At 68.0% G+C, this 25,283-nt stretch carries 23 protein-coding genes; 16 read left to right on the forward strand and 7 right to left on the reverse strand.

All coding sequences use genetic code 11. The features are described from left to right. Nucleotides 1-94: 94 nt before the first annotated feature. Entirely contained in the window at nucleotides 95-1,516 is a 1,422-nt protein-coding gene (locus HWX87_RS32425; RefSeq protein WP_176051025.1) for a cytosine permease, read from the forward strand. A gap of 101 nt (nucleotides 1,517-1,617) precedes the next feature. On the opposite strand, the gene HWX87_RS32430 is transcribed toward HWX87_RS32425, so the two are convergent. The 5 genes from HWX87_RS32430 to HWX87_RS32450 all read right to left on the reverse strand — a co-directional run bounded on the left by HWX87_RS32430 (nucleotide 1,618) and on the right by HWX87_RS32450 (nucleotide 9,739). Next, nucleotides 1,618-3,897, reverse strand: a complete 2,280-nt coding sequence (locus HWX87_RS32430; RefSeq protein WP_176051026.1) for an FdhF/YdeP family oxidoreductase — start codon at nucleotides 3,895-3,897, stop codon at nucleotides 1,618-1,620. 122 nt (nucleotides 3,898-4,019) lie between these two features. Continuing rightward, complete coding sequence (locus tag HWX87_RS32435) at nucleotides 4,020-6,860, reverse strand: AAA family ATPase (protein WP_176051027.1); 2,841 nt, start codon at nucleotides 6,858-6,860, stop codon at nucleotides 4,020-4,022. Between the two features lie 623 nt (nucleotides 6,861-7,483). Continuing rightward, the gene (locus tag HWX87_RS32440) at nucleotides 7,484-7,753 is read right to left on the reverse strand and encodes a hypothetical protein (RefSeq protein ID WP_176051028.1); all 270 of its coding nucleotides are present in this window, start codon (nucleotides 7,751-7,753) and stop codon (nucleotides 7,484-7,486) included. Nucleotides 7,754-7,863: 110 nt separating this feature from the next. Continuing rightward, complete coding sequence (locus tag HWX87_RS32445) at nucleotides 7,864-8,679, reverse strand: family 1 encapsulin nanocompartment shell protein (RefSeq protein ID WP_176051029.1); 816 nt, start codon at nucleotides 8,677-8,679, stop codon at nucleotides 7,864-7,866. Beyond that, nucleotides 8,672-9,739, reverse strand: a complete 1,068-nt coding sequence (locus HWX87_RS32450) for a Dyp-type peroxidase (protein WP_176051030.1) — start codon at nucleotides 9,737-9,739, stop codon at nucleotides 8,672-8,674. Before HWX87_RS32450 ends, HWX87_RS32445 begins: the two co-directional genes overlap by 8 nt. A gap of 376 nt (nucleotides 9,740-10,115) precedes the next feature. Here HWX87_RS32450 and HWX87_RS32455 point away from each other — a divergent pair, with 376 nt between their 5' ends. The 6 genes from HWX87_RS32455 (at nucleotide 10,116) to HWX87_RS32480 (ending at nucleotide 13,689) form a co-directional block, all read left to right on the forward strand. After that, nucleotides 10,116-10,463 carry a LysR family transcriptional regulator gene (locus HWX87_RS32455; protein WP_176051031.1) on the forward strand — a complete coding sequence of 116 codons (348 nt, stop codon included), beginning with the start codon at nucleotides 10,116-10,118 and terminating at the stop codon, nucleotides 10,461-10,463. Continuing rightward, a complete protein-coding gene (locus HWX87_RS32460) occupies nucleotides 10,460-10,909 on the forward strand; it encodes a phosphate-starvation-inducible PsiE family protein (protein WP_176051032.1) in 450 nt (149 codons plus the stop codon). Before HWX87_RS32455 ends, HWX87_RS32460 begins: the two co-directional genes overlap by 4 nt. A 52-nt stretch (nucleotides 10,910-10,961) precedes the next feature. Then, complete coding sequence (locus HWX87_RS32465) at nucleotides 10,962-11,159, forward strand: hypothetical protein (protein ID WP_176051033.1); 198 nt, start codon at nucleotides 10,962-10,964, stop codon at nucleotides 11,157-11,159. A 69-nt stretch (nucleotides 11,160-11,228) separates the two neighbouring features. After that, nucleotides 11,229-11,684, forward strand: coding sequence for a DUF1269 domain-containing protein (locus tag HWX87_RS32470; RefSeq protein WP_175844718.1), 456 nt, complete (start codon nucleotides 11,229-11,231; stop codon nucleotides 11,682-11,684). 35 nt (nucleotides 11,685-11,719) lie between these two features. Then, on the forward strand, nucleotides 11,720-11,974 hold the full coding sequence (locus HWX87_RS32475; RefSeq protein WP_176051034.1) for a hypothetical protein: 255 nt from the start codon (nucleotides 11,720-11,722) through the stop codon (nucleotides 11,972-11,974). A gap of 290 nt (nucleotides 11,975-12,264) precedes the next feature. Continuing rightward, on the forward strand, nucleotides 12,265-13,689 hold the full coding sequence (locus HWX87_RS32480; protein ID WP_176051035.1) for a PLP-dependent aminotransferase family protein: 1,425 nt from the start codon (nucleotides 12,265-12,267) through the stop codon (nucleotides 13,687-13,689). A gap of 34 nt (nucleotides 13,690-13,723) precedes the next feature. Here the strand turns inward: HWX87_RS32480 and HWX87_RS32485 are convergent, their stop codons facing one another. Further along, nucleotides 13,724-14,884, reverse strand: coding sequence for an NAD-dependent formate dehydrogenase (locus HWX87_RS32485; RefSeq protein WP_176051036.1), 1,161 nt, complete (start codon nucleotides 14,882-14,884; stop codon nucleotides 13,724-13,726). Between the two features lie 233 nt (nucleotides 14,885-15,117). Here HWX87_RS32485 and HWX87_RS32490 point away from each other — a divergent pair, with 233 nt between their 5' ends. After that, nucleotides 15,118-16,650, forward strand: a complete 1,533-nt coding sequence (locus HWX87_RS32490; RefSeq protein ID WP_176051037.1) for an FAD-dependent oxidoreductase — start codon at nucleotides 15,118-15,120, stop codon at nucleotides 16,648-16,650. Between the two features lie 42 nt (nucleotides 16,651-16,692). After that, the gene (locus HWX87_RS32495; RefSeq protein WP_176051038.1) at nucleotides 16,693-17,070 is read left to right on the forward strand and encodes a DUF5594 family protein; all 378 of its coding nucleotides are present in this window, start codon (nucleotides 16,693-16,695) and stop codon (nucleotides 17,068-17,070) included. A gap of 49 nt (nucleotides 17,071-17,119) precedes the next feature. On the opposite strand, the gene HWX87_RS32500 is transcribed toward HWX87_RS32495, so the two are convergent. Continuing rightward, nucleotides 17,120-17,338, reverse strand: a complete 219-nt coding sequence (locus HWX87_RS32500; protein WP_027792503.1) for a DUF6566 family protein — start codon at nucleotides 17,336-17,338, stop codon at nucleotides 17,120-17,122. Nucleotides 17,339-17,460: 122 nt separating this feature from the next. Here HWX87_RS32500 and HWX87_RS32505 point away from each other — a divergent pair, with 122 nt between their 5' ends. The 7 genes from HWX87_RS32505 (at nucleotide 17,461) to HWX87_RS32535 (ending at nucleotide 25,275) form a co-directional block, all read left to right on the forward strand. Beyond that, nucleotides 17,461-18,099, forward strand: a complete 639-nt coding sequence (locus tag HWX87_RS32505) for an NAAT family transporter (RefSeq protein WP_176051039.1) — start codon at nucleotides 17,461-17,463, stop codon at nucleotides 18,097-18,099. Nucleotides 18,100-18,144: 45 nt separating this feature from the next. Further along, nucleotides 18,145-18,609: a DUF1269 domain-containing protein gene (locus HWX87_RS32510; protein WP_176051040.1), complete on the forward strand. Its 465-nt coding sequence runs from the start codon at nucleotides 18,145-18,147 to the stop codon at nucleotides 18,607-18,609. A gap of 549 nt (nucleotides 18,610-19,158) precedes the next feature. Further along, nucleotides 19,159-20,526 (forward strand): sigma-54 dependent transcriptional regulator, encoded by a 1,368-nt coding sequence (locus tag HWX87_RS32515; RefSeq protein ID WP_176051041.1) that lies wholly within the window; start codon nucleotides 19,159-19,161, stop codon nucleotides 20,524-20,526. 36 nt (nucleotides 20,527-20,562) lie between these two features. Beyond that, nucleotides 20,563-22,869: an ATP-binding protein gene (locus HWX87_RS32520; protein WP_176051042.1), complete on the forward strand. Its 2,307-nt coding sequence runs from the start codon at nucleotides 20,563-20,565 to the stop codon at nucleotides 22,867-22,869. Nucleotides 22,870-23,156: 287 nt separating this feature from the next. Next, the gene (rpoN, locus tag HWX87_RS32525) at nucleotides 23,157-24,590 is read left to right on the forward strand and encodes an RNA polymerase factor sigma-54 (RefSeq protein ID WP_176051043.1); all 1,434 of its coding nucleotides are present in this window, start codon (nucleotides 23,157-23,159) and stop codon (nucleotides 24,588-24,590) included. Nucleotides 24,591-24,751: 161 nt separating this feature from the next. Next, nucleotides 24,752-24,913, forward strand: coding sequence for a DUF1328 family protein (locus tag HWX87_RS32530; protein ID WP_176051044.1), 162 nt, complete (start codon nucleotides 24,752-24,754; stop codon nucleotides 24,911-24,913). Between the two features lie 119 nt (nucleotides 24,914-25,032). Then, nucleotides 25,033-25,275 (forward strand): hypothetical protein, encoded by a 243-nt coding sequence (locus tag HWX87_RS32535; protein WP_176051045.1) that lies wholly within the window; start codon nucleotides 25,033-25,035, stop codon nucleotides 25,273-25,275. The last annotated feature ends 8 nt before the right edge of the window (nucleotides 25,276-25,283 follow it).

Genomic DNA, 25,283 nt, shown 5'->3' on the forward strand with positions numbered 1-25,283 from the left:
CTCGCGTATCCGGACCCGATTGCAGGCGCGCACTCCGACGCGCGCCGGCGGAAACGGCAAGCGCGCATCGCCGCGCAGGACAGGAGACATCACCATGACGAACGCGGAACGCAATGCGTCCCCGATGATAGAGAAGCACACGATCGGCTATGTGCCGCCCGCAGAGCGCCACGGCAAGGTGCGCGACCTGTTCACGCTCTGGTTCGGCGGCAACATCGCGCCGCTGCCGATCGTGACCGGCGCGCTGGGCGTGCAGATGTTTCACCTGAACCTGATGTGGGGTATCGTCGCGATCGTCGTCGGCCAGGCCGTCGGCGGCGTGCTGATGGCGCTGCATTCCGCGCAGGGCCCGCAGATGGGCATCCCGCAGATGATCCAGAGCCGCGCGCAGTTCGGCTCGTGGGGCGCGCTGCTCGTCACGGTGATCGCGGCCGTGATGTACGTCGGCTTCTTCGCGTCGAACATCGTGCTCGCCGGCAAGTCGGTGCACGGCATCGCATCGTCGGTGCCGGTGCCCGTCGGCATCGTGATCGGCGCGGTGGGCTCGGGGCTGATCGGGATCGTCGGCTACCGGTTCATCCACATCCTGAACCGCATCGGTACGTGGGTGCTCGGCATCGGCATCTTCGTCGGCTTCTGGATGATCCTCACGCACGTGACGACCGACGATTTCCTGACGCGCGGCGGCTTCAACTTCGCGGGCTGGCTCGCGACGGTGTCGCTGTCGGCGTTGTGGCAGATCGCGTTCGCACCGTACGTGTCGGACTATTCACGCTATCTGCCGGAAAACGTCGGCGTCGCGTCGACGTTCTGGGCGACCTATCTCGGCTGCACGATCGGCTCGACGCTTGCGTTCATCTTCGGCGCGGTCGCGGTGCTCGCGGTGCCGGCCGGCACCGACACGATGGATGCCGTCAAGCAGGCGACGGGCCCGCTCGGCCCGTTGATGCTCGTGCTGTTCCTGCTGAGCGTGATCAGCCACAACGCGCTGAATCTGTACGGCGCGGTGCTCGCGGTGATCACGTCGGTGCAGACCTTCGCGTACAAGTGGATTCCGACCGCGAAGGCGCGTGCGGTGGTGTCGGTCGTGATCTTCGTCGGTTGCTGCTACGCGGCGATCGGCGCATCGACGAACTTCATCGGCAACCTCGTCGATCTGGTGCTCGCGCTGCTGGTCGTGCTGGTGCCGTGGACGGCGATCAACCTGATCGACTTCTACGTGATCCACAAGGGCAAGTACGACATCAAGTCGATCTTCATGGTGGACGGCGGGATCTACGGCCGCTTCAATCCGCAGGCGCTGCTCGCGTATGCGATCGGCATCCTCGTGCAGATTCCGTTCATGAACACGCCGATGTACGCGGGCCCGATTCCCGCGCATCTGGGCGGCGCGGACCTGTCGTGGCTCGTGGGATTGCTGCTGACGTCGCCGCTGTACTACTGGCTCGCGTCGCGCGACAGCGCGTATCGGCGCCGGCAGGGCGGCGCCCATCTGCCGCCGACGGCGGCGCGTTAAAGGAAGGGAAGGGCCGCCGCGTTGGTTGTGGCGTGGCGGCGGCCGAGGGAAGGCGTCGGGCAGGCGCGCGGTGGACAACACACCGCGCGCCTGCCCGTCGGTCAGACGACCGCCGAGCGTGCGACGCGCACCGGTACCGACTTGTACGACGGCGTGCCGCTTTCCTTGTCGATGTAGTCGAGCGGCACGAGCACGTTCGCTTCCGGGTAGTACGCGCCGACCGACCCCGGCGCGATGTCGTACTCGATCGCGGTGATCTTCTCGAGGCGCAGCGTGCGGCCCGACGCGGTGATCGTCTCGATGTCGACGAGGTCGCCGTGCTCGAGCCCGTACTTCGCGAGATCGGCGGTGTTCATGAACAGCACGTCACGTCGCCCGAACACGCCGCGATAGCGGTCGTCGAGCCCGTAGATCGTCGTGTTGTACTGGTCGTGGCTGCGCAGCGTGATCAGCCGCAATACCTGCTCGGCGCCGAGTACGTCCGCGTCTTCCTTCACGCCCTTGTAGACCGAGAACATCGCCTTGCCGGTCGGCGTGGGCCACACGCGCTCGGTGGGCGGCAGCGGCAGCCGGAAGCCGCCCGGCGTGCGGATGCGCTCGTTGAACGCCTCGAAGCCGGACACCGTACGGTCGATCAGGTCGCGGATACGGTCGTAGTCGGCGATCAGGTCGAGCCATGCGACCTTGCTGTTCGGCAGCGTCGCATGCGCGATCCCCGCGACGATCGCGGGCTCCGAGCGCAACTGGTCGGACGCCGGCTTGAGCTTGCCGGCCGACGCATGGACCATCGACATCGAATCCTCGACGGTGATCGACTGCCGGCCGGTGGCCTGCATGTCGAGCTCGGTGCGGCCGAGCACGGGCAGGATGAAGGTTTCCTTGCCGACCAGCAGATGCGAGCGGTTCAGCTTCGTGCCGAGATGCACGCTCAGGTCGAGCTTCGCCATCGCCGGGAACGACAGCTCGGGATCGGGCAGGGCGACCGCGAAGTTGCCGCCGAGGCACAGCAGCGCCTTCGCGGTGCCGTCGATCATCGCCTGCATCGCCTGCACGGCGTCGTGCCCGTGATGCGCGGGCGGCGTGAAGCCGCACACGTCCTCGATCTTCTTCAGGAACTCGGCCGACGGCTTCTCGGTGATGCCGACCGTGCGGTTGCCCTGCACGTTCGAATGGCCGCGCAGCGGGCACACGCCGGCGCCGGGCTTGCCGATGTTGCCGCGCATCAGCAGCAGGTCGGCGATCAGGCGCACGGTTGCCGTGCCCTTGTTGTGCTGCGTGACGCCCATCCCGTACGTGATGATGGTCGCGTTCGACTTCGCGTACGCGAGCGCGACCTGTTCGAGCTGCGCCTGGCTGAGGCCGCTCGCGCGTTCGATGTCGTCCCACGACGTCGCTTCGAGGTCGGCCGAGAACGCGTCGAAGCCGTTGGTGTGCTGCGCGATGAAGTCGCGGTCGAGCACGTCGCCGCGCTCGGCTTCGAGCTGCAGCAGCGCCTTCATGATGCCCTTCAGCGCGGCCGCGTCGCCGCCCGCGTCGACCTGGTAGTACGTCGATGCGATGCGCGTCGAGCCGAACGACGCCATCTCGATCATGTCCTGCGGATCGGCGAAGCGTTCGAGCGCGCGTTCGCGCAGCGGGTTGAACACGATGATCGGCACGTTGCGGCGCGAGCACTCGTGCAGCGTGCCCATCATCCGCGGGTGGTTCGTGCCGGGGTTGTGGCCGATCGAGATGATCAGCTCGCAGTGGTCGAAATCCTCCAGCGAGACGGTGCCCTTGCCGATGCCGATCGACTGCGGCAGGCCGACGCTGGTCGGCTCGTGGCACATGTTCGAGCAGTCGGGGAAGTTGTTCGTGCCGAGCTCGCGCGCGAACAGCTGGTACAGGTACGCGGCTTCGTTCGACGCGCGGCCCGACGTGTAGAACTCGACCTGCTCGGGCGGCAGCGCGCGCAGCGCTTCGCCGATGCGCGCGAATGCGTCGTCCCATTCGATCGGGCGGAACGTGTCGCTCGCGCGGTCGTAGACGAGCGGATGCGTGAGCCGGCCCATGTTCTCCAGTTCGTAGTCCGACATGCGCAGCAGCGACGACACGGTGTTCGCCGCGAAGAACTCGGGCGTCACGCGCTTGGTCGTCGCTTCCCACGTGACGGCCTTCGCGCCGTTTTCGCAGAACTGGAACGTCGACTTGTGTTCCTTGTCGGGCCACGCACAGCCGGGGCAGTCGAAGCCGTCGGGCTGGTTGGTCCGCATCAGCACGATCGGCGCCTCGATGGTTTCCATCTGCGTGCGCACCGCATCGGCTGTCGCGCGAAGCGCGCCCCAACCGCCGGCGGGCCCATCGTACTTCCTGATGCCTGGCACTTCGCGTCGATTTGTCATGTGAATCTCCATGAGCCGGGCCCGGTTCGGGTGGCTCGGTTGCGCCATGTCGCGGCGTGGGGCGGCTCCGTCCGGCGGACGGAGCCGGTCATGCGTGCCCCGGATGGCAGGGCACGCGTTTTTTAATGAGCGTCCTTCTTCGCGCCGGACGACTTCTTGCCGGACTTCGCCGCGGGCGGCGGTGCGTCGGCGGGCGCGTCGTCCGCCTTCGTGTCGCCCGATGCCTTGGCGGCCTTGCCGTTCGGCCTGGCCTTGCCGTCGGCGTCCTTCTTTGCGTCCTTCGGCTCTTTCGCTTCCGGAGCGGCGAGCTTGTTGAACTTCACTTCGTCGCTGTCCGTGTCGAAGTCGACTTCGCACCGGTCGCCCGATTTCAGCCGGTCGGCAAGAATCTCCTTCGCGAGCCGCGTCTCGATGGTCTGGCGGATCTGGCGCTTCAGCTCGCGTGCGCCGAACTCCGGCTGGTAGCCGACTTCGGTCAGGTGATCGACGAGCGAGCCACCCATCACGAGCGTGATGTCCTGCGCGGCGGCCGTACGCACCACGCGGTCGAGCTGGATCTGCACGATCGAGCGGATGTTGTTCTTCGACAGCGCGTGGAAGACGATCACCTCGTCGATCCGGTTCAGGAACTCGGGGCGGAAATGGCCCTTCAGCACCTGCATCAGCTCCTCGCGGACCGCCTTGTCGGTCTTGCGCGCGGCTTCGGGCTGCGTCAGGTTGTCCATGATGATCGCCGCGCCGAGGTTGCTCGTCGCGATGATGATCGTGTTGCTGAAGTCGACCACGCGGCCCTTGCCGTCGGTCAGCCGGCCGTCGTCGAACACCTGCAGCAGCACGTTGTAGACGTCCGGATGCGCTTTCTCGATCTCGTCGAGCAGGATCACGCTGTACGGGCGGCGCCGCACGCGCTCGGTGAGCTGGCCGCCTTCGTCGTAGCCGACGTAGCCGGGCGGCGCGCCGATCAGCCGCGCAACCGCGTGCCGCTCCATGTACTCGGACATGTCGATGCGGATGATCGCCTGCTCGTCGCCGAACACGGTCTCGGCCAGCGCCTTCGCGAGCTCGGTCTTGCCGACGCCCGTCGGCCCGAGGAACAGGAAGGTCGCGATCGGCCGGTGCGTCTGGCCGAGCCCCGCGCGCGACAGCCGCACGGCATCGCTGACCGCGACCACCGCGTCGCTCTGGCCGACCACGCGCTCGCGCAGTTGCTCTTCCATCTGCAGCAGCTTCTGGCGCTCTTCCTGCGTGAGCTCGGAGACCGGGATGCCGGTCAGCCGCGACACGACCTCGGCCACCGATTCGACGGTCACTTCGAGCGTCTCGGAGCCGGTCTTGCGCTGCCACGCTTCCATCATCTCGTCGACGGCTTTCTGCTTCTCGTTGATCTGCTCCTCGAACTGCTTCGCCTGGTCGAAGCGCTTGCGCGACGTTGCATAATCCTGCTCGCGCTTCAGTTGCGCGATCTGCGCTTCGCCTTCCTGAATGTCGACCGGGCGCGACGTCGCGCCGATCCGCACGCGCGCGGCGGCCTGGTCGATCAGGTCGATCGCCTTGTCGGGCAGGAAGCGCGACGTGATGTAGCGGTCGGCGAACTCGGCGGCCGCGACGAACGCGTCGTCGGAGAACGTCACCTGGTGGTGCGCCTCGAGGCTGTCGCGCAGCCCGCGCAGGATCACGATCGTCTGCTCGACGCTCGGCTCCGGCACGAACACCGGCTGGAAGCGCCGTTCGAGCGCGGCATCCTTCTCGATGTACTTCTGGTATTCGTTGAGCGTCGTCGCGCCGATCAGGCTCAGCTCGCCGCGAGCGAGCGCGGGCTTCAGCACGTTCGCGATGTCGAGGCCGCCTTCGCCGCCGCCCTGGCCCGCGCCGACGATCGTGTGCAGCTCGTCGATGAACAGGATCAGTTCGTCCTGCTTCGCAGTCACTTCGTCGATCAGCTGCTTCGCGCGCTCCTCGAATTCGCCGCGATACTTCGCGCCGGCCACCATCGAGTTGATGTTGACTTCGACGAGCCGCTTGTCGCGCAGCACCTCGGGCACGTCGCCGTTCACGATCCGCTGGGCGAGCCCTTCGACGATCGCCGTCTTGCCGACGCCCGGTTCACCGATCAGCACCGGGTTGTTCTTCTTGCGGCGCGCGAGCACCTCGATCGTGCTCTCGATTTCCTGTGCGCGGCCGAGCACCGGGTCGAGCTTGCCCTGGCGCGCGATCGCGGTGAGGTCGCGGCCGAACTTGTCGAGGTTCGGCGTGCCGGTCGGCGCATCGACGCGGCCGTCCTCGGCGCCCTTGCCGACCACCTTCACGACTTTCTGGCGCAGCGCCTCGGGCGTCACGCCGTATTTCTTCAGCAGCGTGCCGGCGATGCTGTCCGGCACCGAGGCGAGCCCGATCAGCAGGTGCTCGGGGCCGATGTACGAGTGGCCGAGATCGCGCGACGCCTGGAACGCGTACTGCACGGCCTTCTTCACGCGCGGCGAGATCGACAGCTTGTCGAGCGGCGCATCGGGGTCGGCCGTGCCGGTGTGCGCATGCTCGTCGATGTACGCCTTGATGTCCTGCGGCGACAGCTTCAGTTCCTTCAGCAATGCAGCGCACACGTCGGTGTCCGCGAGCGCGTACAGCAGGTGTTCGGAGTCGAGCTCGCTGCGGCGGAGCTCGTGCGCCTTCTCGGCCGCGCGCTGCAGCAGTTCGAGCGTCTGTTCGCTGAACGCGTCGGTCGGGTCGACCGATTCGCGCGGAATCTCGGCGGAGAGCGGCGATTCGTCGCCGAGCTCGCCGAACAGCGACGACGAGCCACCGCCGCCGAGCAGCGAATCGAACGGGTTCAGCATGCTCTGATGCCGCATCAGCTGACGGAAGTGGTAATCGCAGATCGAGATCGTCTTGCGCTCGCCGTCCTGCATCACGGTTGCGCGCGCGACGGCCGGCCGGGCGTGGCAGATATCGCAAAGTGCGGGCATGGTGGTCTGGCTCCTGTCTGTGAAGGTGGGTCGAAGGGTGAAGTCCCGATGCGGTGCGGCGCTCGCGCGTCCCGACCGCGCACACGCGACGCGCGGCGCGGCGGCGCGCGTGCCGCGCCGGTGCGGTCGCGCAGCGCGCGCCGGCGTGGCGCACGGTCGCGGTCGGGGCGGGAAGCGCGAGTGCTGCGAGGAGCCCACGGCATCGCTTCGACTGCGTTCAAAATAGCGAATCGGCGGGGGCCATCCAAGACACAGTTCCACGCCGGACCGGCCGTGAATTGCACCCTCACATCGATGCACGCGCGGGTGCCAGGGAGTACAGACGGGCGCGCACGCGACGGCGCGGGCGTGTGCGGGAGACGGGGCACGCGGTGCCCGGAAGCGGGGGCAAGCGGAACGCGAACGGCGCGCGGTGCGACATCGGCGCGCAGGGGGCCGGCCGCCGGCGCTCGGACGGCGAAGCGGAGGGTCGCGCGCGGCATGACGCGCGCACCGGTGGCGTGGGCGAACCGGTTACGTCCGGCCGCGCACGCGCCGCAGCCGGTGCGCGCCGTGGGGCCGGCGAAGGAGAGGGCGGGTTGCACGGATCGGGCCGGACATGGCGCAACCGTGGGGAACCGCGATCAGTCGGAGAGTTTCATCGCGAGCCGTTGCCGGGCGATCTGTTTCACGTCGGTCGACAATGCCGCATTCGGCAGACCATTGGCCCAGACGGAGAACGAATCCTCGATCAGGTTGCGCGTGTCGGGCGGCAGCTCGGCCAGCATCAGCGACACGACGGTAAACAGCACGGCGGTGTCGCCGGCCTGGCTGCCCGCGTTCGCGTCGACGGTCTGCTTCAACGTGTCGACCGACGCCCGCAGCGTCTGCAGTGCATCATTCGTATCGCTCATGACAATCTCTCCATGCAGGATGGGCTCGATCGGCGACGAACATGCGGCGCGGCAGCGCGGCCGGTCGCGCGCGACGCCCGGGCTCGGGCATCGCGCGCGGGCAACCGGGGTCAGGCCGCCGTGTTGCCCTGCGGCGCCACGGTCACCGATGCTTCGCTCGTCAGCATCAGGAACGTGAACGTCTCGCGCAGGTACAGGCGCACGGCCTTGTCGCCATGGCTCGTGTAGCCGATCGATACGTCTTCCCCGAGGTGCAGCTCGTAGTCGCCGCCGCGCATGGACAGCACGCAGCCGCCGCTGATCGCCGGCGCCCAGATGATCTCGCCGCTGACGATGCGCTTGATATGGCCGAGGACCGGATAGCCCTGGTCGCGCGCTTCGCTGAGCGCGGTGTAGGCGTCCGAGCCGAGTACGACCGAGTACGGACCGTCGACGCCGGCGAGGCGCAGTGCCTCGAGCGCGTCGCTGATCGCGTCCGAATACGCGCTGACGTCTGCCGGCAGCGTGAGTTTGCGGTTCGACGTGCCTTCGCGGATGCCGACGATGCCGGCCGCCTGGTAGCCGTCGAAAATCGCGTTGTCCTCGGCGAATGCGAGCCGCTGCGCGGCTTCCTTCGCCGGTTGCCAGTCGGCGTCGCGTGCGCCGCGCTCGACGCTGTCGATCGCCTCGCGGCTCAGTTCGAACGGCACCGTCAGCTCGACGATCGTGCGGACTTCGCGCAGCCGTGCGCTCACGTGCTCGCGCGGCGCGGCGACCTCAGTCAGGTGCCCCGTGCCGACGGCCGACAGTTCGGGGCCCTCGGGGCCATCGACGTCGACGACGCGGCGGCCGGCCACCGAACGCTTGAAGGTGCGCGCCACTTCCTCCTCGATTTGTTCCCAGGCGGACGACGAGATCGGGGCGAGTTCGCGGTGCAGGTTATTCATGGGTTTTGGTTCCTTTCAGCGAGCCGATTTTCAGCGAGCCGTCGCGATGCGGCGCGGACGACGAGGATTCCGGCGGGGCGGCGTGTGCAGCCGGCGCCGCGCGGTCGGCGAGCGCTTCGAGCAGGTCGGCCGACGGCACGAAGAACAGCGAGCCGGTGACTGCGCGGCTGTAGTCGAGCAGGCGGTCGTAGTTGCCCGGCGGGCGGCCGACGAACATGTTCTCGAGCATTTGCTCGATCGGCGCCGGCGAGCGCGCATAGCCGATGAAAAAGGTGCCGAACTCGCCGGCGCCCGGGCGCCCGAACGGCATGTTGTCGCGCAGGATCTTCACTTCCTGGCCGCCTTCGTCGAGCGTGGTCAGCGAGCTGTGCGAGCACGACGGCTTCACGTCCGGCGCGAGTTCGATGTCGGACAGCTTGGTGCGGCCGATGATGCGTTCCTGCGTCTCGACCGCGAGCGCGTTCCAGCCGGCCATGTCGTGCAGGTACTTCTGCACGATCACGTAGCTGCCGCCCGTGAACTCGGCGTCCTCGTCGCCGATCACCGTGAAGTCGACCGCCTCGCGGCCTTCCGGGTTCTCGGTGCCGTCGACGAAGCCGATCATCGCGCGCTGGTCGAAATTGCGGAAGCCGTGCACCTCGTCGACGACGGTCACCGCATCGCCGAGCGCGCCGAGCAGTTGCGTCGCGAGTTCGAAGCACAGGTCCATCGCTTCGGCGCGGATATGCAGCAGGATGTCGCCGGGCGTCGCGACCGCGACGCGCTGGCCGGCGCCGAATTCGCGGAACGGATGCAGCGACGCGGGGCGCGGATCGCCGAACAGCGCATCCCACGCGTCGGCGCCGAAGCCGCACACGCACGTGAGGTTGCCGCCCGGCACGCGCTTGCCGACCGAGCGCACGAGCGCGGCGATGTCGCCGCACCATGAACGAATCGTGTCAGCGTGATCGGCACCGGGATTGATCGTCGCCACGAGGAAGATCGCGCTGCGCGTGATCGTGCTGTGAACGGCCTGGGAGAGCGGGGGAGGAGTCTGCATCGCGGCCTGCCGGTCAGTCATGTCGGGACGGACGGGCCGTGGCTGCCGCGGCGCGCGAGGGCGTTCGGTTGAACTGTGTCATGCGACTGTTCTCTTTGTGACATGCGGATGAAGGACGTTGCGCGGGCATCGCGCAACGGGCCGCAGCAGCGGCGGCCGGCCGCCCGGCGCGTGACCTGCGCGCACCGCGTAACGTCGTCGAGCATGCAATCTAGCAGCTTCAGCGGGTCTTTGGAACACGTATCGGCAAACTGTCATTCGATTGCGTCAAACGGGGCCGGATTTTGCGCGGGGCCCGCGCAGCTGTACTCCTGGCGCCTGCGGCGCTGTGCTCTTGAGCGTGCGTGCCGCGTGCAGTAGATTAGGTCCCGCTGTGCCGCCGACGAGGAGCGTCACCATGAACCTGCTGGAAGCGATGCGCGTGTTTGTCGCGGTGGTCGAGCACGGCGGCCTGTCCGGCGCCGCGGCGGAACTGAAGCTCGGCGAGGCGCAGGTGAGCGACCGGATCGATTCGCTCGAACGCTATCTCGGCTGCCGCCTGCTGCTGTGCCGCGAGCACGACGACGTGGCCTGCACCGATGCGGGCGACGCGTTCCACGTGTGCTGCCGCCGCACGCTGTCCGCGGTCGAGCAGGCGACCGGTGCCGCTCATGTGCCTGCGCCGGATGCCTGCGATGCCGCGCATTGCCCCGATTTCCCGCCGCCCGGCGCCGCTTACGCCCCCTCACACCGACTGTCGCCTTGAATACGTCTACCATTTCCTGTTCGCCGGCCGAGCGCATCCGTCGCCGTTTCGGTCACTTCCTTCATGCGGCCGAGCTGGCCGGGTTGATCGTGATCGGGCTCGCGACCGCGTTCGCGATGACGCAGGAAGCGTGGAAGGTCGTGCTCGCGGGCGAGGTGTCGCTGACCGACCTGCTGCTGATGTTCCTGTATCTGGAAGTGCTCGCGATGGACGTGCGCTACTTGCGGCTCGGCCGGCTGCCGGTGCGGTTTCCTCTGTTCATTGCGATGACGTCGCTTGCACGCGACCTGATCCTGCGCGGCGCGACCGACAGCCCCGAGCGGATGCTGATGACGACCTTCGGGATCGTGCTGCTCGCGGTCGGCGTGCTGATCCTCAGTTTCGGCCAGCATCGCTTTCCGGCGGACGTCGACGATGTCGAGGAAGATGCGCACGCGCGCAGGTAAACGGCAAGCGGCATGACGCTTGCGCCCACCATGTTTCCGCAGGAGGTGTTGCATGAAACCGCAATCCGTCGCAACGGCACGGGCCATCGAATTGCAGCGCGCATCGTCGGACGCCTACCGGCAGGCACGTGACGCGTACGACGCCGATGCCGCGCGCGCACGTGCGCCATCGGTCGCCGGGTTGCAGCAGGCGGCCGCGCATACGCATGCCGATGCGGCCCGCGCACGCGTCGCGGCAACGGGCATCTGAATGCGAACCCCGGCGCGCCGCATGCGTTGTGGCCGCCACACCTGATCATCCAACCGAGCGAGGTGTCGAATGACCAAGCAACTGATCGTCGCCGTGTTCGGCAGCGTCGACACGGCCCATCAGGCCGTGAACGATTTCGAGGCGCTGTCGGAGAAGAATGAAGGATTCCACATCGAGAACGGTGTCGTCGTCGAGAAGGACGCGGCCGGCAAGCTCGCGGTGCTCGCGGCCGAATCGCGGCCGTTCAAGGGCGGCGTGATCGGCGCGATCGCGGGTGGCCTGCTCGGCCTGCTGGCGGGGCCGCTCGGCGTGGTCACCGGCATGGCGGCAGGCGCGGGCGCCGGCATCCTCGCGGATGCGGCCGGCAATGCGCTGCTCGACGGCAGCTTCGTCGAGGCAGTGGCCGCGCGGCTCGCACCCGGCAGCGTCGCCGTCATCGTCGAGGCGAAGGAGGACACGCCGTTCTCGGTCGACAACGTCGTGACGGGATTCGGCGGCAAGGTGTTCCGCCAGGCGCTCGGTTGAGCACACATTTTTTCGAACTGATTCGGGAGAACCGCATGCGCATCGATCAATCGTACCGCCGCTTCGACATCGCGGCGACGCTGGCGCCGCTGCCCGGCAACGGCAACCGCGCGATCGCGACCGTCGACGTGACGACCGACGATCCGGGCCGCCTCGCCGATCTCGGCACCGGCCAGTTCCTGCAGATTCGCAAGTGGGTCGAGTCGAACGACGTCGCGCTGCTGACGGTGGTGTTCGACGAGTGCAAGGTCGCGATCGACCACTACGCGGACAACGTCGACGACGCGTGAGTGCATGCGGGCCGGTGCAGGCCCGCGCCGTCGCGTGCGAATCTGTTCACCACGCGCGCCGGATTTGAGGTTTCCTCGCCAAACTGTCACTTACATTCGTCGAAATGACGCAGTAGGATGCCGAACCTTGTCTTGATGAGATTCGCATTGCTACCCGCCTTCAATTTCGGTAACGGACGAGGTTCGAACCGGGACGCCCGCGCCCGGGCACGGCTACCCGGCTTCGTGTGTCGGCGCGGCCGTGCCGCCCATGCATCGCAGGCCAGTTCACCGCTGGCGGGGCGAGGCGGATGAAGCTCTACGAGAAATTTGCAAACGACATAGAGAGACTCATCCGGCAACGCGTATATCGACACGGCGATCGTGTGCCCTCGGTGCGGCAGGCGAGCCAGCAGCACCGGATCAGCATCACGACCGTGCTGCATGCCTACCTGCTGCTGGAAAGCCGCGGGCTGCTCGAAAGCCGGCCGCAGTCGGGCTATTTCGTGAACCTGCGTCGCGACGACGGTCACGCGCCGGTGCGCGAGCTGCGGCCGTCGAAGCCGATCGCGATCTCGTCGTCGGTCGACGTGAGCCGGCTCGTGCTGTCGACGCTGCGTTCGATCGGCACGGACGACGCGGTGCCGCTCGGCTCGCCGTATCCGGACCCGAGCCTGTTTCCGTTCGAGAAGCTGAACCGCTATGCGTACGCAGCCGGCCGCGACAAGTCGCTGTGGGGCGTGACGGACGGCTTGCCGCCGGGCCATCCGCGCCTGATTCGCCAAATTGCGCGCCGCTACCTGGAAAACGGGATGTCGGTGGATCCGAACGAGATCATCGTGACGGTCGGCGCGACGGAGGCGATCAACCTGTGCCTGCAGGCCGTTGCGAAGCCGGGCGACACGATCGCGGTGGAGTCGCCGACGTTCTATGCGATGCTGCACGCGATCGAGCGGATGGGGATGAAGGCGATCGAGGTTGCGACGCATCCGGAATACGGGATCGACATCGCGGCGCTGGCCGCGATCGCGAAGTCGCAGCCGATCGCCGCGTGCATGGTGATGCCGAACTTCCAGAACCCGCTCGGTTTCCAGATGCCCGACGAGCGCAAGCGCGAACTGGTCGCGTTCGCAACGAAAGCCGACCTGCCGATCATCGAGAACGGCGTGTACAACGAACTGTACTTCGGCAACATGCATCCGAGCACGCTGAAGTCGTTCGACCGCCACGATATCGTGCTGCACTGCTCGTCGTTCTCGAAGAGCCTGACGGCCGCCTACCGGATCGGCTGGGCGTTGCCGGGCCGCTATCGGGAGCAGGTCGAGAAGCTGAAATTCCTGAACACGCTCGCGACACCGTCGCTGCCGCAACTGGCGATCGCGGAGTTTCTGGAGCGCGACGGCTACGAGCATCATCTGCGGCGGATTCGCAAGGCGTACGCGCAGCAGGCGAACCTGATGCGGACGATGGTGTCGCGGTTCTTCCCGGAAGGCACGCGCATTTCGAGCCCGGCGGGCGGCTACGTGCTGTGGATCGAGCTGCCCGCGCAGGTCGACGCGATGCGGCTGTACCAGCTCGCGCTGGAACGGGGCATCACGATCGGGCCCGGCTACATGTTCTCGATCGCGGACAGCTACCGGAACTTCATCCGGCTGAACTACAGCAGCCCGTGGTCGCCGGAGATCGAGCAGGCGGTCGTGACCGTCGGCAAGCTCGCCGCGCACTGTCTCGACTGAACGTACCGTCGTGCGCCGCGCGTAGCGCGTCGCGTCAAGTCAGCCGGTACGATTGCGCGCCCGTTCCCGCGAGCGTGCCGCCGTCGACGATCAGGTATTCATTGCGGATCGGCTTGCCGTCGAACCAGCATTGCAGGATCTCCAGCGTGCCGGCCGCATAGCGCGCCTGCGCGGACAGCGACGTGCCCGAGATGTGCGGCGTCATCCCGTTGAACGGCATCGAGCGCCACGGATGATCGGCCGGCGCCGGCTGCGGAAACCACACGTCGCCGCCGTAGCCCGCGAGATGCCCTGACGTGACGGCATTCACGACAGCATCGCGGTCGACCAGCTTCGCACGCGCGGTGTTGATCAGGTACGCGCCGCGCTTCATCCGCGCGATCATCGCCGCGTCGAACAGGTGCTCGGTCGACGGGTACAGCGGGATCTGCAGATTGACGATGTCGACGGCGCTCGCCAGCGACGCGGCGTCGGCGTGATACGTGAGCGCGAGCTCCTGCTCGACGGCGGCGTCGAGCCGGTGGCGCTGCGTGTAGTGCAGCTGCAGGCCGAACGGCTTCAACCGGCGCAGTACCGCGAGCCCGATGCGCCCGGCGCCGACCGTGCCGAAATGCATCCCTTCGACGTCATAGCTGCGCGCCACGCAATCGGCGATGTTCCAGCCGCCTTGCTGCGCGACCGCATGCGACGGCAGGTAGTTGCGCACCAGCGCGAGCGTCGTCATCACCACATGTTCGGCGACGCTGATGCTGTTCGAGCCGGTGACTTCGGCGACGGTGATGTGCGCGCGCGCCGCGGCGTCCAGGTCGACGTGATCGGAGCCGATCCCGGCCGTCAGCGCGAGTTTCAGCTTCGGCGCGCGGGCGATCCGGTCGGCCGTCAGGTACGCGGGCCAGAACGGCTGCGAAATCACCACGTCGGCTTCGGGCAGCCGGCGCTCGAATTCGGAATCGGGGCCGTCCTTGTCGCTCGTCACGATCAGCGTGTGGCCGTGCGTTTCCATGTAGCCGCGCAACCCGAGCGCGCCGGACACCGAGCCGACGAGTTCGCCGGGCCGGAAGCCGAGCGGGCCGGCCGGCGTCGGCGCGGTCTGGCCGTCCGCATACCGGGTGATGACCGGAATCGCGTCGCGCACGTAGCGCGGCGGATAGCCGTCGACGGGATCGGGGTAGAGCACGCACAGGACGGTGGCCATCGGGAGCGCTCCTGATGAGGGTATGAAGGCGGCACGCGGATTGCGCGGGACACGCGACGTGCCCCGCGGGCGGCGGGCGTGTTGCGCCGCAACGTTGATGACGTTCTACGCCCGTCATGGATCGCATGCAAGCTACAGTCCGTGTTTGCGTGCGCTGCGGGGCGTCTGTACCTGTTCTTTTCAGGAGGGATGTCGATAATGGGATCGTTACCTGACTTTCCGGGAGCCACGTCATGACTGCAAGCGACGATTCGTCTTCGCGCCCCGATCTCGCGGCCGGCATTGCGCTCGACGATATCGCCGACGGCGCGATGATCGAGGGCCATGTCGGCGAGGCAGCGGTGCTGCTCGTGCGCCGTGCCGACGAACTGTTCGCCGTGGGCGCGAATTGCCCGCACTACGGCGCCCCCTTGGCCGACGGCCTGCTGGTCGGCGACACGATCCGCTGCCCGTGGCATCACGCGGCGTTCTGCCTGCGCACGGGCGAGCTGCAGCGCGCGCCGGCGCTCGACGGCCTGACGTGCTGGCGCGTCGAACGTCGCGATGGCCGCGCCGTCGTGCTCGATGCGCGGCCGGCCGCGGTGCCGCCTGCGCTGACAGCAGCCGGGCTGCCTGCGTCGGTCGTGATTGTCGGCGGCGGCGCCGCTGCGATCGCGGCGGCCGTGACGCTGCGGCAGGAAGGTTATCCGCATCCCGTTACGCTGCTGAGCGCCGATGCCGATCCGCCGTACGACCGGCCGAATCTGTCGAAGGATTACCTCGCGGGTACGGCTGACGCCGACTGGCTGCCGCTGCGCGCGCCGTCGTTCTATACCGACCGGCACATCGACGTCCGGTGCGGCGTTCGAGTCGTGCGGATCGATCCCGCGCAGCATGCGGTCGAGCTGGCCGACGGCAGCCGCGTCGGATACGGCGCGCTGCTGCTCGCGACGGGCGCCGAGCCGAACCGGCTGACCGTGCCTGGCGCCGACCTGCCGCACGTATGCGTACTGCGCTCGCGTGCCGATTGCGACGCGCTGATCGGCAAGCTGAAAACGGCGCGCCGCTGCGTCGTGGTCGGCGCGAGCTTCATCGGCCTGGAGGCGGCCGCCGCGTTGCGCACGCGCGGGCTCGACGTGCAGGTCGTCGCGCCCGACGAGCGTCCGATGGCGCGCGTGCTTGGCGACGCGCTCGGCGATACGATCAAGGCGCTGCATGAATCGCACGGCGTCGTGTTCCATCTCGGCGCGACACCCGCGCAAATCACACCGGACGGCGTGACGCTGTCGACCGGCGACGTGCTGCCGGCCGATGTCGTGGTGGTCGGCATCGGTGTGCATCCGAACGTGGCGCTGGCACAGGACGCCGGGCTCGCCGTCGAACGCGGCGTGACGGTCGACCGTTTCCTTCAGACGAGCGCGCCCGGCATCTACGCGGCCGGCGACATCGCACGCTGGCCCGATCCGCTGACGGGCGAGCGGATTCGCGTCGAGCACTGGGTCGTCGCCGAGCGGCAGGGCATCGTCGCGGCGCGCAACATGCTCGGCCAGCAGCGGCCGTTCGATGCGGTGCCGTTTTTCTGGAGCCAGCATTACGACCTGACGATCAACTATGTCGGGCATGCGGAGCAATGGGATCGCGTCGAGATCGACGGCGACCTCGGCGCGCACGACTGCTCGATCGCGTACTGGCGCGGCAACACGCGGCTCGCGGTCGTGACGGTTGGCCGCGATCGCGCCAGCCTGGAAGCGGAAGCGGCATTCGAGCAGCAGATTGCAGCCGCGTGACAGCGGCGTGACGACACGATCCGAATCTTGAGTGGAGAAGCGATGAACCCCGACGTCCGTGCCCGTTTCGAAACCGAGTTCGCGCCGCGCATCGCGGCGCGCCTGCTCGGCCTGTACCAACCCGGCGACGTGAAGGTCGACGTCGTGCCGCACGACGGGCAGGGCAGCCCGACCTGCGTCGACGTCATCGGCCTCACGTCGACGGTCGGGCTGCCGAACCGGCTGAATGCCCGGCTCGCGTGGCGCGACGATGCGATCGCCGATCTGCTGGCCGAGCCCGATCGCAGCCGCTTCGACCGCTATCTCGCGGCGCTGCCGGTCACGATCGAGCGCTGGCAGATGGAATTGCCGGTGGATTTCAGCTCACGGACCCAGCGCGACCGCGAGATCCTGATCGGCGACCTCGATTTCGATGCATGAAACGCACGGTGCGATGCCGGCCGACGATGCGGCGATGAACCGCGCGACGTTACCGGTCGCGCGTCTTGATGATCACGCGGCCCTGGTCGATGCCGCCGCGCAGCGCCTCGTCGCACGTGAGCCATTCGGGCGTGACGAGCTCGGGCGCGGGCAGGTCGACCGGCGCGCCGTCGCGGAAGATCCGCACCTGCGCGACCCACGCGCCGTTCGCGTTGCGCGTCGCTTCGACGCGAATCTCGTGATCCATGAAAGTGTCGGTGGCTTGCATCGGTCGGGGCCCTCCGTCGTGCGTGAACGCGGTGCGTCGATCGTATCAGCACGGCGCGCGCCGCGCACCGGAAACCGGCCCGAATCCGTCCTCGACCTGCCGCACGATACGGGAGCGACCTTGTGGCCTTCGACCTGACCTTCTCCATCAAGGTGTTCGCGGCGCTGTTCGCGATCATGAACCCGATCGCGAACATTCCGGTGTTCCTGTCGCTGACCGAAGGCGCGGCGGACGGCGTGCGCCGCAAGGTCGCGCTGACGGCCTCGATCGGCGTGTCGGTCGGCTGCATCGTGTCGGCCGTCGCGGGCGGCGCGATCCTGCACGTGTTCGGCCTGACGATCGACGACTTCCGCCTCGCGGGCGGGCTGCTGGTGCTGCTGATCGCGCTGTCGATGCTGCATGGTTCGCCGAGCCGCCAGCATGCGCCGGGCGACGACGAGGGCGCCGATCCGGCGGCGGCCGAGAGCGTCGCGATCTATCCGCTGACGATCCCGTTGCTGGTCGGACCCGGCACGATCGCGACGATGATCGTGCTCGGGCACAGTGCGTTCTCGACCGGGCAGGAACTTGCGTTCGCGCTCGGGCTGGCCGCGTTTCTCGTGCTGCTGGCCGTCTCGCTGCTGTCGGCGCCGGTGATCGGCCACTACCTGTCGCCGCGCGTGACGGCCGTCACGCAGCGGCTGATGGGGATGATTCTCGCGGCGATCGCGATGCAGATGATCGTCGCGAGCCTGAAGGCCGCGTTCGGGCTGCCGCATTGAGCGCGGCGTGGCGGAACGCGGCCATTCGATTGCATGGAGTCGCTGATGAACACGCTGATCGTGTTGTCCTATCCCGATCTCGACGCGGCCCGCCGCGTGATGGCCGAACTCGGGACGTTGCGCGACCGGCACGTCGTCGCGCTGTCGGGCGTCGTGATCGTCGAGTGCACGACCGACGGACAGTTGCGCACGCATTCGGTCGATCCCGGCCGCGTGCCGTCCGGATCGCTGCTCGACAGTGTGGTCGAGCACATCGAATCGTCGCTCGACGCGTGGCGCGAGCGGCCGGTGGACGACGCGCTGACCGACCGCGTCGCGCGCAAGGCGCGCCCCGGCACCGTATCGCTCGGGCTCGCCGCGACGCAACTCGACATCTACGCGCTGAGTGCGGCGCTCGCGCCGTTCGGCGGCGAGGTGATCGATACGACGCTGTCGATCGACGACGAACTGAAACTCGTCGAAGCGATCTCGAACGCGCGCGACGGCGGCAGCGGCGCTGCGAGCGGCTGACGCGCCGAACCCTTCGACGCGCCGAACAGCGGCTCGGCTGCACGCCGATTCGGACGCCGATTCCGACGCCGATCGCGCGGCTGCCGGTCGCGGCCACGACGGCGACGCTCATCGGCGATTCGAGCAGGCCGACGCGTGTGATGTCCGAAGCGCAGGGTCGGAATCGAACGAAAACGCGCCCCGCGCGCTCTCGACATGCGAAATGCCACGCCGGAAAGTTTGACCTGACGGCGCGACGAAACACGTAAACGCGGCATCGGAACTGGCTAAACACCGCATGATTCGTTCAACGACGACGACGTTCTTACCGATCGTGACGCATTGATTCTGGCAATGCAGGCCGCCCGCATGGATAGATTTATTCGATGATCGGCGAATGCGCGACATGCCTCTTCTATACTGACAAGGACCGCTTTTCACGGGAGGACAGCCAGTCCGCACGAGCGCATCGATCGTGAAGTGTCGTCGCGCAAGCGGCGGCCGGACCGCGCTGCAACCGGCCGCGGTCCCGGCCGATCTGCGCGCCGGGCCGCCTCACAAGGAGCGACGATGCCTTATGTCCTGATCGTCGAAGACGACGCCGACACGCGCACGATGCTTGCGGCGCTTGCACGCACGCAGCAACTCGCGTGCGATACGGCCGCGACGCTCGAAGAAGCGCGCACGCTCGTCACGACGCACCCCCCCGACCTCGTGCTGTGCGATCTCGTGCTGCCGGACGGCAACGGGATGGATCTGTTCGATGCGTTGCCGAAGCGTTCGCACTGCGAAATGGTGTTGACCACCGGCCACGCGAGCCTCGAAACCGCGATCGACGCACTGCGGCGCGGGGCGACCGACTACCTGGTGAAGCCGCTGAACATGCAGCGGCTGAACAGCATCTTCGCACGTGTGCCGCGCACGACCGCACTGCATGAGGAAATCGCCGAACTGCGCTCGGAACTGATGCGTCTCGGCCGCTTCGGCCGCATGCTCGGCAGCTCGCCTGCCATGCAGGCCGTCTACGACGCGATCGGCCGTGTCGCGCGTACCGAGGCATCGGTGTTGCTCACCGGCGAATCGGGCACCGGCAAGGAGCTGGCCGCGCAAACCGTGCACGACCTGAGCCTGCGCCGCCGTGGCCCGTTTCTCGCGGTGAACTGCGGTGCGATCGCCGCGAACCTCGTCGAGAGCGAGATGTTCGGCCACGATCGCGGCAGCTTCACCGGCGCCGAGCGGCAGCACAAGGGCTTTTTCGAACGCGCGGACGGCGGCACGCTGTTTCTCGACGAGATCACCGAGATGCCGCCCGAATCGCAGGTCAAGCTGCTGCGTGTGCTGGAGACGGGGCGCCTCACGCGGCTCGGTTCGACGCGCGAGATCGACGTCGACGTGCGCATCGTCGCCGCGACGAACCGCGATCCGGAAGCCGCGATGGCCGACGGCAAGCTGCGGCCCGACCTGTTCCACCGGATCAACGTGTTTCCGATCCCGCTGCCGTCGCTGCGCGATCGCGGCGACGACATCCCGATGCTGGCCGATGCGTTCCTGCAGCAGTTCAACGAGGAAAGCGGCCGGCACCTGCGTTTCGCACCGGCCGCGCGCGACGCACTGAAAACCCATGCATGGCCCGGCAACGTGCGCGAACTGCGCAACTTCGTACAGCGTGCGAGCATCTTCAGCGACGGCGACGTGATCGACACGCTGCCGCCGCCGATCATGGACGAACTGTCGAGCATGGCCGATTCGCACGAGGATCGCGTGACCGTGCCGTTCGGCACGCCGCTCGAGGAGGTCGACCGGCGGCTGATTCTCGGTACGATCGCGCAATGCGGCGGCGTGAAGGCGCAGGCGGCCGAGGTGCTCGACGTCAGCCTGAAGACGATCTACAACCGGCTCGCGCAGCTCGAAGACGAAGCGGACAAGCCGGATTCCTGATGCCGCCCACCGAACCGGCCGGCAGGAGCGCGACCGATGACTGATCTCTCGCGGACACGCGCCGGCAACTACGTGACGCCCGTGATGCTGGTCGCGATCGCGACCGTGCTGCAGGCGCTCGCGATCCGCTTCGGCGGCGTCAACCTGCCGCTCGTGCTGTATTACCCGCTGCTTGCGGGCGTCGCATGGGCGACGTCGTTCCTGTTCGGCATGGTCGCGACCGTGGTCAGCGGCCTGCTCGTCTGGACGCTGTTCCTGTCCGATCCCGCCGCTTATACGCAGCCGCTGCCCGAGCGGCTCGTGCGCCTCGGCACCTTCGTGCTGGTTTGCGCGCTCGCGTGTGCGATCGCGTCGATGCTGCGTCACGCGCGACTCACCAACGACGCCGCCAGCCGGCGTGAAGCGGCTTCGCGCCGGCGGCTCGATGCCGTGCTGCAGGCGCTGCCGCACGGCGTGATCGCCACCGACACGAACGGGCGGCTCAGTTACCTCAACGCGGCGGCTGCGGCGCTCGTCGGTTGCCGGCCGGAGGACGCGATCGGCCGCGCCGCGCGCGACGTGTTGCGGATCGTGGATCGCGATGGCCGGCGCGTCGGCGCGACGCCGCTCGATCTTGCGCTCGGCGGCGCGGGTGTCGTGTCGGATCGCCACTGGCTGCTGGCGGACGGCGGCGAGCCCGTGCCGGTCGTCGAGGTCGCGTCGCCGCTCGGCGATGCGGACGGCAACGTCGACGGCGCCGTGCTGCTGCTGCGCAACGCCGGCGCCGATCGCGCGCGTGCCGACGCGGCGCGGTTGCAGCGCGCCGTCGTCGACGCATCGCCGGACGCGATCGTCGGCATCGACATCGACGGCTGCGTCGTCAGCTGGAACCCGGCCGCACAGCGCATGTTCGGCTACAAGGAAGGCGATGCGCGCGGGCGCGCATTCGAATCGCTGGTCGCGATGCGCTGGCTGAAGCGCAAGCCGTTTGCAGAAGCGCTCGACGACATGCGCGAAGCGGTCGGGCCGATCGACCTGCTGTGCGTGCGGCGTGACGGCCGGCGTTTTCGCGCGACGGTGTCGGCGGGCCCGGTGCACGGCGACGCGCGCGCACGCGTCGCGCTGTCGTTGACGCTGCGCGAAGCCGGTGCGCAACGCCGCCGCGACTTGCGTGCGCAACGTTCGCTGCAGGGTGCGCGCGATGCGCGCGACCAGGCCGCTACGTCGAACCGCCTGAAGGACGAACTGCTGGCGACGGTGTCGCACGAACTGCGCACGCCGCTGAACGTGATCTACGGCTGGGTCGAGGTGCTGCGCAATTCGGGCGACAGCGCGCTGCAGCAGCAGGCCATCGATGCGATCGACCGTAGCGCCCGTTCGCTCACGCGGATGGTCGGCGACATCCTCGATGCATCGTCGCTCGCGACCGGCAAGCTGCAGCTCGACGCGATGCCGGTGGATCTCGTGAAATTGTTCTCCGATTCGGTCGGCGCGTTCCAGACGGCCGCGTCGTCGGCCGGCATCGCGCTCGAGTTCGACTGCGCGGCAACGACCTGCGTCGTGTCGGGCGATGCCGAGCGGCTGCGGCAGATGCTGTCGAACCTCGTGTCGAATGCGCTCAAGTTCACGCCGGGCAGCGGTCGCGTGACGGTCAGGCTCGTGCGCGAGGGCACGCAGGCCGTGCTGACCGTGGCCGACACGGGGCAGGGCATCGTGCCGGCATTCCTGCCGTACGTGTTCGACATGTTCCGCCGCGCGGACGATTCGCCGGCGTCGCCGCGGCGCGGGCTGGGCCTCGGCCTGTCGATCGTGCGGCATATCGCGGAGCTGCATGGCGGCAGCGTGACCGCCAGGAGCGCGGGCCGCAATCGCGGTGCGACGTTTACGGTGACGCTGCCGGCCGGCTGGCACGCGAACGGCGCGACAGCGTGGGGGATCGCCCGTGCGGACGGTCACCGCGATGCGCCGCTGCTCGACACGCAACGCATCCTGATCGTCGACGACGATGCGACGACACGCGAAAGCCTCACGGCCGCGCTGACGACGTTCGGTGCGGCCGTCGCGATCGCGTCGACGGGCCGCGAGGCGCTCGCCGTGGCCGCGGGCATGCAACCGACGGTCGTGCTGTCGGATCTCGCGATGCCGGACGGCGACGGCTTCTGGCTGCTCGATGCGTTGCGGCGCAAGGGCACGAACGGCAACGGTGGTTCGCCCGACGTGCGCGTGCTGGCCGTCACCGCTCATGCCGGCCTCGCCGACGAACGCCGCGCGCTCGACGCCGGGTTCGACGGCTATCTGTGCAAGCCGGTCGACGTGCGGGCGCTGGCGGACAAGATCGTGCGCGTGACGCGGCACGACGCGTGATGCCGCGGTCGTTCGGCCGATCGCGTGCCGAGGCGGCACATGGTCCTCACGTCCGCTTCGATTGCGACACGCGTTCGAGCGTGTGCGTGTCGAAACGAGAATCAGCCGACGCGCGAAATGCGTGCCCAAAACTTGCCGACGACTTGTAAAAAAGCGGCCCTGATACGTTGCGCGACGGGGTACGAACCCGCGAGAGCCGCGACACGACGTGCTTGGCCGGATTGGCACGAAAGCTGCGTGAATCCTGTAGACGAAATATCGCGAACGAACCGTCAGGAGGACTTTCGATGTCCATCACGCTTGCGCTACAGGTGCGTCAGCATCTGGCACTTACGCCGAGGCTTCAGCAGTCGCTGCGGCTGCTGCAGTTGTCGTCGCTCGAATTTCAACAGGAATTGCGGCAGGCGCTCGACATGAATCCGTTTCTCGAAGACGGCCAGGGCGACGAGGAAACCCGTGCCGATGCAACCGTGCAGCCGACCGAAGCAGCCGCGCCCGAAGCGGCGCCCGAATCCGGCGAAGTCCGCCCGCCGGACGGCGAGGTCCCGTTGACGGCCGCACCCGCGCCGCGCGGCTCGGGCCGCCAGGGCGACGACGCGGAGGGCCTGTCTCCCGGCGAATGGATGGCCGCCGAGCCGTCTCTGCATCAGCAACTGCACGATGCGCTCCGTCTTTACCCGCTGAACAAGCGCGATCGCGAAGCCGCGCGCATCGTGATCGATGCGCTCGACGACGACGGTTACCTGCGGCAGACGTTGCCTGAACTGCTGATTGCGGCCGACCCGGCGCTGTTGCTGTCTGAGCAGGATCTCGCGATCGCGCTGCGCCTCGTGCAGATGCTCGACCGCCCGGGCATGGCCGCGCGGTCGCTGTCCGAATGTCTCGTGCTGCAGCTCGACGCGATGGCGGCCGGCACGCCGGCGCTCGCGGAAGCGAAAGCGATCGCATCCGAGCATCTCGAACGGCTTGCACGCCGCGAGACCGCCGAGATCCAGCGGCGCATCGGCTGCACCCAGCAGACGATGCAGGCGGCCTGCGCACTGGTGCGCGGGCTCGACCCGCGCCCCGGCGATCACTACGGCAGTACGCGCGGCGACTACGTGGTGCCCGACGTGATCGTGCGCCAGGTGCGCGACGACTGGATCGTGACGATCAACCCGGCCGTGTTGCCGCACGCGCGCCTGCACGAGCGCTACGCGACGCTCTTCGCGCAGTCGAGCGGCGAGCGCGATTCGCCGCTCGGCCAGCAATTGCAGGAGGCGCGCTGGTTGATCCGCAACGTGCAGAAGCGCTTCGACACGATCCAGCGCGTCGGCGAATGCATCGTCGCGCGGCAACGCGACTTCTTCCGCTACGGCGAGATCGCGCTGAAGCCGCTCGTGTTGCGCGACATCGCGGAAGCACTCGATTTGCACGAATCGACCGTGTCGCGCGCGACCGGCAACAAGTACATGGCCACGCCGCACGGCACGTTCGAGTTCAAGCATTTCTTCCCGCGCAAGCTCGAGGCGGCCGGCAAGGGCGTGTGCTCGGCCGCGGCCGCGAAGGTGCTGATCCGCGACATGATCGCGGCCGAGCGGCATACCGATCCGTTGTCCGACGTCGCGCTCACGCACAACCTCGAGGGCCGCGGCATTCTGCTGGCGCGCCGCACCGTGACGAAGTATCGCCAGGCGATGAAGATTCCGCCGGCGGATCTGCGTCGGCGCGACGCCGCGTGACTGGCGTGCCGCCATGCAGAAGAAACAGCCGATCGGCTCGATGAGCAGGAACGAGCCGGGGACAATCGCCGCCGCGCCGGTGCGCGGCACACCGGGACACCCGCACGATGCGTGACCGAAGACGACGTGCGGTGACGAGCGCGGTCATCCAGGAGGTATCCATGCTTCGATACGCGATCATCTTTTTCATCATCGCGATTGTCGCGGGCGTATTCGGCTTCGGCGGCATCGCGGCCGGTGCGGCCGAGATCGCGAAGATCCTGTTCTACATCTTCGTCGTGATCTTCGTGGTCACGCTGCTGCTGGGCGTCGTGCGACGATGAGCCGGACGCCCGACCGCTCGCAGCGCGTCGCGGAATGCTAGCACGCACGCACGCATGGCGCTGCACGTCGATGCTGCGCCGTTGCCGCGTCGCGCGAAGCCGTCAACGGGGAAACGAACATGCTGACTGCCCATGAACTTGCCACGCTGTTCCTCGCGTATCGCGCGCCGGAACAGATCCAGATCGACCGCGAGGACGTTGTCGCGCTGGTCGAGCAGCATCTGATCGTGATGCAACGCGACCATGCGTCGGGCGAACGCCGGCCCGCGCTGACGGCCAGCGGGCTGTCGGTCGTGAGGCGTGTGCAGCGCGTGCAGCGGCACGACGAGAGCGAGTCCGGGGCCGACATCACCGACGCATGACGCACGCA

This window comes from Burkholderia sp. BCC1644 (assembly GCF_902833225.1).
In the GTDB taxonomy this organism is placed as follows: domain Bacteria; phylum Pseudomonadota; class Gammaproteobacteria; order Burkholderiales; family Burkholderiaceae; genus Burkholderia.